The sequence below is a fragment of the Escherichia sp. WS1368 genome (assembly GCF_046487485.1).
Lineage (GTDB): Bacteria > Pseudomonadota > Gammaproteobacteria > Enterobacterales > Enterobacteriaceae > Escherichia > Escherichia coli.
The window spans coordinates 41,239-55,520 of the sequence record NZ_JBJQJI010000020.1 but is presented as its reverse complement, the minus strand read 5'-3'; the positions used below and the strand labels follow the sequence as shown (position 1 = coordinate 55,520).

At 50.7% G+C, this 14,282-nt stretch carries 11 protein-coding genes and 1 pseudogene; 8 read left to right on the top strand and 4 right to left on the bottom strand.

The genetic code is table 11. From position 1 onward, the window contains the following. The coding region (locus ACJHYD_RS21910; RefSeq protein WP_160377218.1) for an RHS repeat-associated core domain-containing protein at window positions 1-625 on the top strand (625 nt) is incomplete at its 5' end. A gap of 1 nt (window position 626) precedes the next feature. Beyond that, the gene (locus tag ACJHYD_RS21905) at window positions 627-950 is read left to right on the top strand and encodes an RHS element protein dsORF-f3 (RefSeq protein ID WP_001521836.1); all 324 of its coding nucleotides are present in this window, start codon (window positions 627-629) and stop codon (window positions 948-950) included. A gap of 69 nt (window positions 951-1,019) precedes the next feature. On the opposite strand, the pseudogene ACJHYD_RS21900 reads toward ACJHYD_RS21905, so the two are convergent. From ACJHYD_RS21900 to metJ, 3 genes and pseudogenes are all read right to left on the bottom strand, one after another. Further along, window positions 1,020-1,712 (bottom strand): annotated as a pseudogene (locus ACJHYD_RS21900) (IS1-like element IS1H family transposase). Between the two features lie 144 nt (window positions 1,713-1,856). Continuing rightward, on the bottom strand, window positions 1,857-2,465 hold the full coding sequence (locus ACJHYD_RS21895; protein WP_001550378.1) for a YiiX family permuted papain-like enzyme: 609 nt from the start codon (window positions 2,463-2,465) through the stop codon (window positions 1,857-1,859). Between the two features lie 59 nt (window positions 2,466-2,524). Then, window positions 2,525-2,842 carry a met regulon transcriptional regulator MetJ gene (metJ, locus tag ACJHYD_RS21890; RefSeq protein ID WP_000852812.1) on the bottom strand — a complete coding sequence of 106 codons (318 nt, stop codon included), beginning with the start codon at window positions 2,840-2,842 and terminating at the stop codon, window positions 2,525-2,527. 276 nt (window positions 2,843-3,118) lie between these two features. Between metJ and metB the strand changes: the two genes are divergently transcribed. Together metB and metL are read left to right on the top strand one after the other, a co-directional pair. Continuing rightward, a complete protein-coding gene (gene metB, locus ACJHYD_RS21885; protein ID WP_000197201.1) occupies window positions 3,119-4,279 on the top strand; it encodes a cystathionine gamma-synthase in 1,161 nt (386 codons plus the stop codon). A 2-nt stretch (window positions 4,280-4,281) separates the two neighbouring features. Further along, window positions 4,282-6,714, top strand: coding sequence for a bifunctional aspartate kinase/homoserine dehydrogenase II (gene metL / locus ACJHYD_RS21880; RefSeq protein WP_001596381.1), 2,433 nt, complete (start codon window positions 4,282-4,284; stop codon window positions 6,712-6,714). Here metL and ACJHYD_RS21875 read toward each other — a convergent pair. Then, complete coding sequence (locus tag ACJHYD_RS21875) at window positions 6,678-7,808, bottom strand: hypothetical protein (RefSeq protein WP_001521840.1); 1,131 nt, start codon at window positions 7,806-7,808, stop codon at window positions 6,678-6,680. The two genes, metL and ACJHYD_RS21875, sit on opposite strands and share 37 nt — an antisense overlap. 132 nt (window positions 7,809-7,940) lie before the next feature. On the opposite strand from ACJHYD_RS21875, the gene ACJHYD_RS21870 reads away from it, so the two are divergent. The 4 genes from ACJHYD_RS21870 to yijE all read left to right on the top strand — a co-directional run bounded on the left by ACJHYD_RS21870 (window position 7,941) and on the right by yijE (window position 14,273). Next, window positions 7,941-9,494, top strand: coding sequence for a bifunctional metallophosphatase/5'-nucleotidase (locus tag ACJHYD_RS21870; RefSeq protein WP_000694075.1), 1,554 nt, complete (start codon window positions 7,941-7,943; stop codon window positions 9,492-9,494). A gap of 381 nt (window positions 9,495-9,875) precedes the next feature. Beyond that, entirely contained in the window at window positions 9,876-10,766 is an 891-nt protein-coding gene (gene metF, locus ACJHYD_RS21865) for a methylenetetrahydrofolate reductase (protein ID WP_000007523.1), read from the top strand. 328 nt (window positions 10,767-11,094) lie between these two features. Beyond that, window positions 11,095-13,275 carry a catalase/peroxidase HPI gene (gene katG / locus ACJHYD_RS21860; RefSeq protein ID WP_001296626.1) on the top strand — a complete coding sequence of 727 codons (2,181 nt, stop codon included), beginning with the start codon at window positions 11,095-11,097 and terminating at the stop codon, window positions 13,273-13,275. Between the two features lie 92 nt (window positions 13,276-13,367). Next, a complete protein-coding gene (gene yijE / locus ACJHYD_RS21855) occupies window positions 13,368-14,273 on the top strand; it encodes a cystine transporter YijE (RefSeq protein ID WP_001306638.1) in 906 nt (301 codons plus the stop codon). Window positions 14,274-14,282 lie beyond the last annotated feature (9 nt).

Genomic DNA, 14,282 nt, shown 5'->3' with positions numbered 1-14,282 from the left:
GCTCATCCGCCTGCCGGGTCAGCAGTATGATGAGGAGTCCGGCCTGTATTACAACCGCCACCGCTATTATGACCCGCTGCAGGGGCGGTATATCACTCAGGATCCGATTGGGCTGAAGGGGGGATGGAATTTTTATCAGTATCCGTTGAATCCGATCTCAAATATAGATCCATTAGGATTATATGAATTTAAATCAAAAAATATAGATGATATTGGAATATTTGCATTGGCAATGTGTAATGGAGAATCAATTAACGAGAATAAAGAATATGGTGGGCTAATATGTAAGAAGCAAGGTGAATATTTCCCTATGAATCCGATAAGTTCAAATGATAATGATAGTGTAGACTTGCGAAATATAAAATGCCCTGAAGGTTCAGAGAGAGTAGGCGATTATCACACTCACGGTTTTTACTCTGACGATAAAGGCAATAAAGTAACAAAAGAAAATGATGTTTATGATAGTCTAAATTTTTCAAGCAAAGATTTAACGAATTCTTATATGAATGGAATGGGAAAAAAAGAATACAGTAGTTACTTGGGAACACCAAATAACACCTATCTAAAATATAATCTCAAAGCTAAAGGGAATGGAGTTACAATTATCAGGCAAGGGAGTAATTAAAATGAAGGTAATACAATGTTGTTATTTCCTTGCTTTAGTCTCCAGTCATTTAATGGCTGGAGTTATGAGTGATGACAATATATTTTTAAGTAATTCGGATTTAGCTGCTTTATATTGTGTGGCTAAAATATTTCCAGATGGAGAAAATATTTTAATATATAAAGTAAATATAATTAATGCTAGTTCAAAAAAAGATGTATTTTTTTATGAAAGCCCAACATCAACCCACAATGACATAATGGGGGGCGGGGGAATGTCATATGCCTATGAATATGATGTAAAATATAATATATGTCATTTGAGAAAAAAGAGCAGAATGAGGTAAAAATCTTTGGCTGTGTATTCAGTCTGGTAATCATCCAAGGAAAGCTCATCAGAAGGGTGATGACTCCAATTAGTAGAACATATATTTTCGATAAAAGCACCGATGACTTTTTCATGAAGTTCTACAGAACGCGAGAAACAGATGGTTCTGCGGGCCAGACGTTTGATTCGGGTTCTCAGGGTCAGATTGTTACGCTCAATGTGCTGAGTAAAAATCTTACCAGTCAGATGCTTCTCCTTTGGTAACTCTCTAGCGTAACTACCCCATTCGTCAGTGGTCAACATGCCGATGGTAAAAGGGTAAGCAGCGCCAGCAGTTCACGACAGGTTTCATCAGTCCGGGGGCCAAAAGTGTAGGCCAGAACACCACCAGTTTTCGTGTTGTACACGTACCAGAGCCAGTGCTGTCGCGCTTTACTGCCGACAAAGCTCCATTGCTGACTAAGTTCGCAGATGAGTGCCACATCAGCATGAGCGACCGGGGATGACGTTATTTTTCGTGGCGAGAGTTTTTTAAAGTTCGGATGACTGTATTAATGCCGATTTTCAGCGTACGGGCAGTATAGCGAACCCCGGCACCGTTGAAAGCCATTTCAGCGATTTGGTCTTTAACTCCTGGTTTACGGGGCTCGTAACAGTAACTGAGCTGAAATACCCGGTGACAGTCACGGCCGCGGAATCGATCATGTCTTTTGGGGTTCTGCCCGTGACGGTAAACCTGAACGGACTGGCAACGGGGACAATGAAGGTTAACTGTGACCATGAAACAACCTTAAAAGCGAGTATTATATCCTTAATTCAACTAATTGGAGGCATCACCGTTTACCGGAGCGACAGCTTGCGGAAAGGTCGTGCAACTACAAAGCAACAAACAGACTACGGCGGGAATTATTTTTTTTATCATCCATTACCACGAAAACAGCGGCCATTCTTTGGCAACAGTGGTGAGTTGTGGCGCATCGAAAACGGCTTGTGGCGAGACCACCGTTTCCTCAAGCGGAATATTCTTGCCGTAACGTTCTTTGAGCTTTGCCTGAACTTGTGGGCTGCTCAGGTCGAACTCTTTCAACTTCTGCTGTTCGCCCACGCGCATTCCCAGCGCATTCTGATAAACCTTCCACACCACTTCCGAACAGTACTGGCGATCGTCGCTCCACGAGAAGCTGAAATCATACGGTTTGCCGAGATAACGTTTTGCCGTTTGCGCCAGTTTTTGCTGTTGTTTAACACTCAGTCCGCCTTCAACGCGGCGAACAACGTATTTGCCCTTTTCACCATGGGCAATCCACTGCTTGAGCGGGGTGTATTTCACCGGGCCGACCGCTTCAAAAACGTAGGGCTTTTTGTTGCGTATCACCAGCATACCGGTGTGGCTGTAATCGGAATGGGTCGCCAGTTGGATCGCTTTACTTTGCGATGAGCGAGAGATCTGAAAGATGATGTCGCCGGTTTGTGGTTGCCAGGCAAATGCAGGCACAGAAACCAGCAGGCTGAGGATCAGTAGCCTGATTTTCATCGTTAAACGTCCATGTATGAAAAAAGCGGCTGGTTAACTCCGCGCCGCTCTTTTCCGCTTTAGTATTCCCACGTCTCCGGGTTAATCCCCATCTCACGCATGATCTCTTTTGCCGCTTCCGGGATTTCGTCGCTGCGCTCTTTACGCAGATCGGCATCATCCGGCAAAGGTTGCCCGGTAAAGGCATGCAGAAACGCTTCGCACAGCAGCTCGCTGTTGGTAGCGTGACGCAGGTTGTTCACCTGACGACGCGTGCGTTCATCGGTGAGGATTTTTAACACCTTAAGAGGAATGGAAACCGTAATCTTTTTGACTTGTTCACTCTTCTTGCCGTGCTCAGCGTATGGGCTGATATATTCGCCGCTCCATTCAGCCATGAGATACTTAATCCTCTTCGTCAATAAATTGAGACCAGACCACACAATTTATGTGGGTACTGACCGTAAACCCGCATAGTTTACCGTACAGGCGCTACCGTGACATCGTGTAATGCACCTGTCGGCGTGATAATGCATATAATTTTAACGGCTATTTGGGATTTGCTCAATCTATACGCAAAGAAGTTTAGATGTCCAGATGTATTGACGTCCATTAACACAATGTTTACTCTGGTGCCTGACATTTCACCGACAAAGCCCAGGGAACTTCATCACATGACGCGTAAACAGGCCACCATCGCAGTGCGTAGCGGGTTAAATGACGACGAACAGTATGGTTGCGTTGTCCCTCCCATCCATCTTTCCAGCACCTATAACTTTACCGGATTTAATGAACCGCGCGCGCATGATTACTCGCGGCGCGGCAACCCAACGCGCGATGTGGTTCAGCGTGCGCTGGCAGAACTGGAAGGCGGTGCTGGTGCAGTACTTACTAATACCGGCATGTCCGCGATTCACCTGGTAACGACCGTCTTTTTGAAACCTGGCGATCTGCTGGTTGCGCCGCACGACTGCTACGGAGGCAGCTATCGCCTGTTCGACAGCCTGGCGAAACGCGGTTGCTATCGCGTGTTGTTTGTTGATCAAGGCGATGAACAGGCATTACGGGCAGCGCTGGCAGAAAACCCCAAACTGGTACTGGTAGAAAGCCCAAGTAATCCATTGTTACGCGTCGTGGATATTGCGAAAATCTGCCATCTGGCAAGGGAAGTCGGGGCGGTGAGCGTGGTGGATAACACCTTCTTAAGCCCGGCATTACAAAATCCGCTGGCATTAGGTGCCGATCTGGTGTTGCATTCATGCACGAAATATCTGAACGGTCACTCAGACGTGGTGGCCGGCGTGGTGATTGCTAAAGATCCGGACGTTGTCACCGAACTGGCCTGGTGGGCAAACAATATTGGCGTGACGGGCGGCGCGTTTGACAGCTATCTGCTGCTACGTGGTTTGCGAACGCTGGTGCCGCGTATGGAGCTGGCCCAGCGCAACGCGCAGGCGATTGTGAAATATCTGCAAACCCAGCCGTTGGTGAAAAAACTGTATCACCCGTCGCTGCCGGAAAATCAGGGGCATGAAATTGCCGCGCGCCAGCAAAAAGGCTTTGGCGCAATGTTGAGTTTTGAACTGGATGGCGATGAGCAGACGCTGCGTCGTTTCCTGGGCGGGCTGTCGTTGTTTACGCTGGCGGAATCATTAGGGGGAGTGGAAAGTTTAATCTCTCACGCCGCAACCATGACACATGCAGGCATGGCACCAGAAGCGCGTGCCGCCGCCGGGATCTCCGAGACGCTGCTGCGTATCTCCACCGGTATTGAAGATGGCGAAGATTTAATTGCCGACCTGGAAAATGGCTTCCGGGCTGCAAACAAGGGGTAAAAATGAGTGTGATTGCGCAGGCAGGGGCGAAAGGTCGTCAACTGCATAAATTTGGTGGCAGTAGTCTGGCTGATGTGAAGTGTTATTTGCGTGTCGCGGGCATTATGGCGGAGTACTCTCAGCCTGACGATATGATGGTGGTTTCCGCCGCCGGTAGCACCACTAACCAGTTGATTAACTGGTTGAAACTAAGCCAGACCGATCGTCTCTCTGCGCATCAGGTTCAACAAACGCTGCGTCGCTATCAGTGCGATCTGATTAGCGGCCTGTTACCCGCCGAAGAAGCCGATAGCCTCATTAGCGCTTTTGTCAGCGATCTGGAACGCCTGGCGGCGCTGCTCGACAGCGGTATTAACGACGCGGTGTATGCGGAAGTGGTGGGCCACGGCGAAGTGTGGTCGGCGCGCCTGATGTCTGCGGTACTTAATCAACAAGGGCTGCCAGCGGCCTGGCTTGATGCCCGCGAGTTTTTACGCGCTGAACGCGCTGCGCAACCGCAGGTTGATGAAGGGCTTTCTTACCCGTTGCTGCAACAGCTACTGGTACAACATCCGGGTAAACGTCTGGTGGTGACCGGGTTTATCAGCCGTAACAACGCTGGTGAAACGGTGCTGCTGGGGCGTAACGGTTCCGACTATTCCGCGACACAAATCGGTGCGCTGGCGGGTGTTTCTCGTGTAACCATCTGGAGCGACGTCGCCGGGGTATACAGTGCCGATCCGCGTAAAGTGAAAGATGCCTGTCTGCTGCCATTGCTGCGTCTGGATGAAGCTAGCGAACTGGCGCGTCTGGCGGCTCCCGTTCTTCACGCCCGTACTTTACAGCCAGTTTCTGGCAGCGAAATCGACCTGCAGCTGCGCTGTAGCTACACGCCGGATCAAGGCTCCACGCGCATTGAACGCGTGCTGGCCTCCGGTACTGGTGCGCGTATTGTCACCAGCCACGATGATGTCTGTTTGATTGAGTTTCAGGTGCCCGCCAGCCAGGATTTCAAACTGGCGCATAAAGAGATCGACCAGATCCTGAAACGCGCGCAGGTGCGTCCACTGGCAGTTGGCGTGCATAACGATCGCCAGTTGCTGCAATTTTGCTACACCTCAGAAGTGGCCGACAGTGCGCTGAAAATCCTCGACGAAGCGGGATTACCTGGCGAACTGCGTCTGCGCCAGGGGCTGGCGCTGGTGGCGATGGTCGGGGCGGGCGTCACCCGTAACCCGCTGCATTGTCACCGCTTCTGGCAGCAACTGAAAGGCCAACCGGTCGAGTTTACCTGGCAGTCCGATGACGGCATCAGCCTGGTGGCAGTACTGCGCACCGGACCGACCGAAAGCCTGATTCAGGGGCTGCATCAGTCCGTCTTCCGCGCAGAAAAACGCATCGGCCTGGTATTGTTCGGCAAGGGCAATATCGGTTCCCGCTGGCTGGAACTGTTCGCCCGTGAGCAGAGCACGCTTTCGGCGCGTACCGGCTTTGAATTTGTGCTGGCAGGCGTGGTGGACAGCCGCCGCAGCCTGTTGAGCTATGACGGGCTGGACGCCAGCCGCGCGTTAGCCTTCTTCAACGATGAAGCGGTCGAGCAGGATGAAGAGTCGCTGTTCCTGTGGATGCGCGCCCATCCGTATGATGATTTAGTGGTGTTGGACGTTACCGCCAGCCAGCAGCTTGCTGATCAGTATCTCGATTTTGCCAGCCACGGTTTCCACGTCATCAGCGCCAACAAACTGGCGGGAGCCAGCGACAGCAATAAATATCGCCAGATCCACGACGCCTTCGAAAAAACCGGGCGTCACTGGCTGTACAACGCCACCGTCGGTGCGGGATTGCCGATCAACCATACCGTGCGCGATCTGATCGACAGCGGCGATACTATTTTGTCGATCAGTGGGATCTTCTCCGGCACGCTCTCCTGGCTGTTCCTGCAATTCGACGGTAGCGTGCCGTTTACCGAGCTGGTGGATCAGGCGTGGCAGCAGGGCTTAACCGAGCCTGATCCGCGTGATGACCTTTCCGGCAAAGACGTGATGCGCAAGCTGGTGATTCTGGCGCGTGAAGCGGGTTACGACATCGAACCAGATCAGGTGCGCGTGGAATCGCTGGTGCCTGCCCATTGCGAAGGCGGTAGCATCGACCATTTCTTTGAAAACGGCGATGAACTTAACGAGCAGATGGTGCAACGACTGGAAGCGGCCCGCGAAATGGGGCTGGTGCTGCGCTATGTGGCGCGTTTCGATGCCAATGGCAAAGCGCGTGTGGGCGTGGAAGCGGTGCGTGAAGACCATCCGCTGGCATCACTGCTGCCGTGCGATAACGTCTTTGCCATCGAAAGCCGCTGGTATCGCGATAACCCTCTGGTGATCCGTGGGCCTGGCGCGGGGCGCGACGTCACCGCAGGGGCGATTCAGTCGGATATTAACCGCCTGGCGCAGTTGTTGTAATCCTGAGCCAGAGAAAGCAGTATTTGCGTAACGCGCCCTGCGGAAAGCGGGGCGCTGTGAGTAAATACTGCTTGTTTATGTAGCCAGTCGATAAAATGTCTGCTGGTTGCTAAAGAGAGCATTTCTGCTTTGCTGTTATTTCCGCCCGTTAATGCACATACCATTTTACGATTTTTGCCCTGAACCCAGAGTTGCCACTGATTTTTCCACCAGCCGTGATAAGTTGTTCCCTGAAAACGCCAGGGCATATTATCGGTATCGTCAGCTATTTCCTCTTCAATAAACCAAATCTCACCTTGCTGTTGGCGAAACAGATCAGCCCATGCCGTAATAATGGCACCTCTTAAAAAACACTCGTGTGAAATTACATGTGTTTTTACTGTAGGGAATAAAATATTCAGTACTCTGAAATGCCCGTGTGCAGTGATAACCGGACGCAGAATAACACCTTTAGCATTGCGTTTGAGCGCTGCGCTGCCATATTGAATCTCATCAAACTGACTGCGGCGTAGAAATTGTGCTTCGCGCATATCAACGCGTTGTACAATATTACTCTCGTGTAACTCTGGTTCTGCATTCCCTCTGTATCGATAATGCAGACTTTCTCCAGCCTGATGCTGCGTGTAATTAGTAGAAAGATGAAGAATATTACCGCGAAGAGCATCAAAACTGATTAAAACATACAGTTTCTGCCCGCCGCTGGCTCCCTGAAATGGCACCAGAAGAGCAACCGTTTCGATTATTTCAGGAGGCGTTATTTCTTTCTGATATTGTTTAGGTGTCCAGACTTTTTTGCAGTTACGACATTGAATGCGTTGCGACCCCTGTGGATTGTGGCCATAACAAATCGTCTTTGTGCCATAACATACCGGGCAGAAATGACCTTTCTCAGTTGCAAAAGTAGATAAGTGAACTGACAACCAGTCACGAAATTGCTGTTCGTCAAACAACGGCGGGTAACTTCCACATGCCCGACAGTGCAGTGCCGGATAACCCAGTCGATAGTCTGGCCAGCTGTAATCTGTCGATGTTGGTTGCCCTAAATTACGACAACCAAACGACTTGCAGGCATTAATCGTAAACAGAGTCGACATATATCACCAACGATTTCACAAGGTCGTTGATTTTGTCCGGCAACTATCCCCTGCGGATGTGATTACTCTCACATAAATAACTCTTTCAGAACGTAATGTAGCAATCCTTTAAATCACTGAAAGGGACTATTTATGAAAATTAAAATACTTGCTGCGGGTATCGCATTAACATTGCCGTTCTGGGCTTGCGCCAAAGATGTCACCATCATTTATACCAACGACCTCCATGCGCATGTCGAGCCTTATAAAGTGCCGTGGATCGCTGATGGTAAACGGGATATTGGCGGCTGGGCAAATATCACTACGCTGGTTAAGCAAGAAAAAGCAAAAAATAAAGCGACATGGTTTTTTGATGCGGGTGATTATTTTACCGGGCCATATATCAGCAGCCTGACCAAAGGTAAGGCTATTATCGATATTATGAATACTATGCCGTTTGATGCCGTCACGATAGGCAACCATGAATTTGACCACGGCTGGGACAACACATTATTACAGTTGAGTCAGGCAAAATTCCCTATTGTGCAGGGCAATGTTTTTTATCAGAACAGCAGTAAATCATTCTGGGATAAGCCATATACCATCATCGAAAAAGACGGCGTGAAAATAGGCGTTATAGGTTTGCACGGTGTATTTGCCTTTAATGACACGGTATCTGCGGCAACGCGAGTGGGGATTGAAGCGCGTGATGAAATTAAATGGCTACAACGTTATATCGATGAACTTAAAGGCAAGGTTGATTTGACCGTCGCCCTGATCCATGAAGGTGTTCCGGCCCGCCAGTCCAGTATGGGAGGCACAGATGTGCGTCGCGCGCTGGATAAAGATATTCAGACGGCAAGTCAGGTGAAAGGGCTGGATATTTTGATCACCGGACATGCGCATGTGGGTACGCCGGAACCGATTAAAGTCGGCAATACGCTCATCCTCTCCACTGACAGCGGCGGGATTGATGTGGGCAAACTGGTTCTCGACTACAAAGAGAAGCCGCATGATTTTACGGTGAAAAACTTCGAGCTTAAAACCATTTACGCCGACGAGTGGAAGCCCGATCCGCAAACAAAACAGGTGATCGACGGCTGGAATAAAAAGCTTGATGAAGTGGTGCAACAAACGGTCGCGAAATCGCCGGTTGAATTAAAACGTGCCTATGGTGAATCGGCTTCCCTCGGGAACCTGGCGGCTGATGCTTTACTGGTAGCGGCGGGTAAAAACACCCAATTGGCGTTAACCAACTCTGGCGGCATTCGCAATGAGATCCCCGCAGGGGCGATTACGATGGGCGGCGTCATCAGTACCTTCCCGTTTCCCAACGAACTGGTGACGATGGATCTCACGGGTAAACAATTACGCAGTTTGATGGAACACGGCGCAAGTTTAAGTAATGGCGTTTTACAGGTATCGAAAGGCCTGGAAATGAAGTACGACAGCAGTAAGCCGGTTGGTCAGCGGGTAATCACGCTGACTCTGAATGGCAAACCCATTGAAGATGCGACGATTTACCACATTGCTACTCAGAGTTTCCTTGCTGATGGTGGAGATGGTTTTACCGCCTTTACCGAAGGGAAAGCGCGTAACACAACGGGCGGTTATTACGTTTATCACGCCGTGGTTGATTACTTCAAAGCGGGTAACACCATCACGGATGAACAGATCAACGGTATGCGCGTGAAAGATATCAAGTAAAAGTACGTATTGAGTTGATTCATCTGTTTGTTACCAGTTGATTTTGCAGATCCAGTATTCGGCCTACGCGAGGGCGCAGGCCGAATCAGATGCCTTAGCATCACCATCCGGTGGCAGGACGTTGTTTTTCGAATAAGCCCAGGTGTCGCTGTGTTGTCAGAATATCAGTCAAAACGTGCGAGGTGGATTGCGCTATAGAGAAATCTTTTATCGCCTCTAATTAAGATGAGTTTTTTTCAACTTCCCTGATTTTTCCTCACCATCATTGGTCATTTTTCGGTTGACGCCCCTCGGCTTTTCCTTCATCTTTACATCTGGACGTCTAAATGGATAGATGTTCACAACACAACATATAACTACAAGCGATTGATGAGGTAAGGTATGAGCTTTTTTCACGCCAGCCAGCGGGATGCCCTGAATCAGAGTCTGGCAGAAGTCCAGGGGCAGATTAACGTTTCGTTCGAGTTTTTCCCGCCGCGCACCAGTGAAATGGAGCAGACCCTGTGGAACTCCATCGATCGCCTTAGCAGCCTGAAACCGAAGTTTGTATCGGTGACCTATGGCGCGAACTCCGGCGAGCGCGACCGTACGCACAGCATTATTAAAGGCATTAAAGATCGCACTGGTCTGGAAGCGGCACCGCATCTTACTTGCATTGATGCGACGCCCGACGAGCTGCGCACCATTGCACGTGACTACTGGAATAACGGTATTCGTCATATCGTGGCGCTGCGTGGCGATCTGCCGCCGGGAAGCGGTAAGCCAGAAATGTATGCTTCTGACCTGGTGACGCTGTTAAAAGAAGTGGCAGATTTCGATATATCCGTGGCGGCGTATCCGGAAGTTCACCCGGAAGCAAAAAGCGCTCAGGCGGATTTGCTTAATCTGAAACGCAAAGTGGATGCCGGAGCCAACCGCGCGATTACTCAGTTCTTCTTTGATGTCGAAAGCTACCTGCGTTTTCGTGACCGCTGCGTATCGGCGGGCATTGATGTGGAAATCATTCCGGGAATTTTGCCGGTCTCGAACTTTAAACAAGCGAAGAAATTTGCCGACATGACCAACGTGCGTATTCCGGCGTGGATGGCGCAAATGTTTGACGGGCTGGATGACGATGCCGAAACCCGCAAACTGGTGGGCGCGAATATTGCGATGGATATGGTGAAGATTTTAAGCCGTGAAGGAGTGAAAGATTTCCACTTCTATACGCTTAACCGTGCTGAAATGAGTTACGCGATTTGCCATACGCTGGGTGTTCGACCTGGTTTATAAATAGTGTGGCTTTTGTGAAAATCACACAGTGATCACAAATTTTAAACAGAGCACAAAATGCTGCCTCGAAATGAGGGCGGGAAAATAAGGTTGTCAGCCTTGTTTTCTCCCTCATTACTTGAAGGATATGAAGCTAAAACCCTTTTTTATAAAGCATTTGTCCGAATTCGGACATAATCAAAAAGTCTTAATTACGATCAATTTGATCTACATCTCTTTAACCAACAATATGTAAGATCTCAACTATCGCATCCGTGGATTAATTCAATTATAACTTCTCTCTAACGCTGTGTATCGTAACGGTAACACTGTAGAGGGGAGCACATTGATGAGCACGTCAGACGATATCCATAACACGACAGCCACCGGCAAATGCCCGTTCCATCAGGGCGGTCACGACCAGAGCGCAGGTGGGGGCACAACCACGCGCGACTGGTGGCCAAATCAACTCCGTGTTGACCTGTTAAACCAACATTCTAATCGTTCTAACCCGCTGGGTGAGGACTTTGACTACCGCAAAGAATTCAGCAAATTAGATTACTACGGTCTGAAAAAAGATCTGAAAGCCCTGCTGACAGAATCTCAGCCGTGGTGGCCTGCCGACTGGGGCAGCTACGCCGGTCTGTTTATTCGTATGGCCTGGCACGGCGCGGGTACTTACCGTTCCATCGACGGACGCGGCGGCGCGGGTCGTGGTCAGCAACGTTTTGCACCGCTGAACTCCTGGCCGGATAACGTAAGCCTCGATAAAGCGCGTCGCCTGTTGTGGCCAATCAAACAGAAATATGGTCAGAAAATCTCCTGGGCCGACCTGTTTATCCTCGCGGGTAACGTGGCGCTGGAAAACTCCGGCTTCCGTACCTTCGGTTTTGGTGCCGGTCGTGAAGACGTCTGGGAACCGGATCTGGATGTTAACTGGGGTGATGAAAAAGCCTGGCTGACCCACCGTCATCCGGAAGCACTGGCGAAAGCACCGCTGGGCGCAACCGAGATGGGCCTGATTTACGTTAACCCGGAAGGCCCGGATCACAGCGGCGAACCGCTTTCTGCGGCAGCAGCTATCCGCGCGACCTTCGGCAACATGGGCATGAACGACGAAGAAACCGTGGCGCTGATTGCGGGTGGTCATACGCTGGGTAAAACCCACGGTGCCGGTCCGACATCAAATGTAGGTCCTGATCCAGAAGCTGCACCGATTGAAGAACAAGGTTTAGGCTGGGCGAGCACTTACGGCAGCGGCGTTGGCGCAGATGCCATTACCTCTGGTCTGGAAGTAGTCTGGACCCAGACGCCGACCCAGTGGAGCAACTATTTCTTCGAGAACCTGTTCAAGTATGAGTGGGTACAGACCCGCAGTCCGGCTGGCGCAATCCAGTTCGAAGCGGTAGACGCACCGGAAATTATCCCGGATCCGTTCGATCCGTCGAAGAAACGTAAACCGACAATGCTGGTGACCGACCTGACGCTGCGTTTTGATCCTGAGTTCGAGAAGATTTCTCGTCGTTTCCTCAACGATCCGCAGGCGTTCAACGAAGCCTTTGCCCGTGCCTGGTTCAAACTGACGCACAGGGATATGGGGCCGAAATCTCGCTACATCGGGCCGGAAGTACCGAAAGAAGATCTGATCTGGCAAGATCCGCTGCCGCAGCCGATCTACAACCCGACCGAGCAGGACATTATCGATCTGAAATTCGCGATTGCGGATTCTGGTCTGTCTGTCAGCGAACTGGTATCGGTGGCCTGGGCGTCTGCTTCTACCTTCCGTGGTGGCGACAAACGTGGTGGTGCCAATGGTGCACGTCTGGCATTAATGCCGCAGCGCGACTGGGATGTGAACGCCGCAGCCGTTCGTGCTCTGCCAGTTCTGGAGAAAATTCAGAAAGAGTCTGGCAAAGCTTCGCTGGCGGATATCATCGTGCTGGCAGGTGTGGTTGGCGTTGAGAAAGCCGCAAGCGCCGCAGGTTTGAGCATTCATGTACCGTTTGCGCCGGGTCGCGTTGATGCGCGTCAGGATCAGACTGACATTGAAATGTTCGAACTGCTGGAGCCAATTGCTGACGGTTTCCGTAACTACCGCGCTCGTCTGGATGTTTCTACCACCGAGTCACTGCTGATTGATAAAGCACAGCAACTGACGCTGACCGCGCCGGAAATGACCGCGCTGGTGGGCGGGATGCGTGTACTGGGTGCCAACTTCGATGGCAGCAAAAACGGCGTCTTCACTGACCGCGTTGGTGTATTGAGTAATGACTTCTTCGTGAACTTGCTGGATATGCGTTACGAGTGGAAAGCGACCGACGAATCGAAAGAGCTGTTCGAAGGCCGTGACCGCGAAACCGGCGAAGTGAAATACACTGCCAGCCGTGCGGATCTGGTCTTTGGTTCTAACTCTGTCCTGCGTGCGGTGGCGGAAGTTTACGCCAGCAGCGATGCCCACGAGAAGTTTGTTAAAGACTTCGTGGCGGCATGGGTGAAAGTGATGAACCTCGACCGTTTCGACCTGCTGTAATCTGACCTTCTTCAGCGACTGCCTGATGGCAGTCGCTGAAGTTTCTTTACCGGCGTATAGTGTCCACAGGAAAACTACACACTGGATCTCTCATGTCTGCCGCAGGAAAGAGCAACCCACTGGCAATCAGTGGCCTGGTTGTGCTCACACTTATCTGGAGTTATAGCTGGATTTTCATGAAGCAAGTCACCAGCTACATCGGTGCCTTCGACTTCACCGCCTTACGCTGCATTTTCGGCGCTCTCGTTTTATTCATTGTCCTTTTATTACGTGGTCGCGGAATGCGCCCGACACCGTTTAAATACACCTTAGCCATTGCCCTGTTACAAACCTGTGGGATGGTTGGCCTGGCGCAGTGGGCGCTGGTTAGCGGAGGAGCGGGGAAGGTGGCGATCCTGAGCTATACCATGCCGTTCTGGGTGGTGATTTTCGCCGCGTTGTTTCTCGGTGAACGCCTGCGACGTGGGCAATATTTCGCGATACTGATTGCCGCTTTCGGCTTATTTTTGGTGTTGCAGCCGTGGCAACTCGATTTCTCTTCGATGAAAAGTGCCCTGCTGGCAATCCTCTCCGGTGTTAGTTGGGGGGCGAGCGCGATTGTCGCGAAACGCCTATACGCCCGCCATCCACGCGTGGATTTATTGTCGTTAACATCCTGGCAGATGCTTTATGCGGCGCTGGTGATGAGTGCGGTCGCTTTACTGGTGCCACAACGTGAAATTGACTGGCAGCCCACCGTGTTCTGGGCTCTGGCCTACAGTGCGATTCTGGCGACGGCGCTGGCGTGGAGCTTATGGTTGTTTGTATTGAAAAACTTGCCTGCCAGTATTGCCAGCTTAAGCACACTGGCCGTTCCCGTTTGCGGCGTACTCTTTTCCTGGTGGTTGCTCGGTGAGAATCCGGGGGCCGTTGAAGGTAGCGGTATTGTGCTGATTGTGCTGGCACTGGCGCTGGTGAGCCGTAAGAAAAAAGAAGCTGTCAGTGTAAAAAACATCTGAATTTTTTCT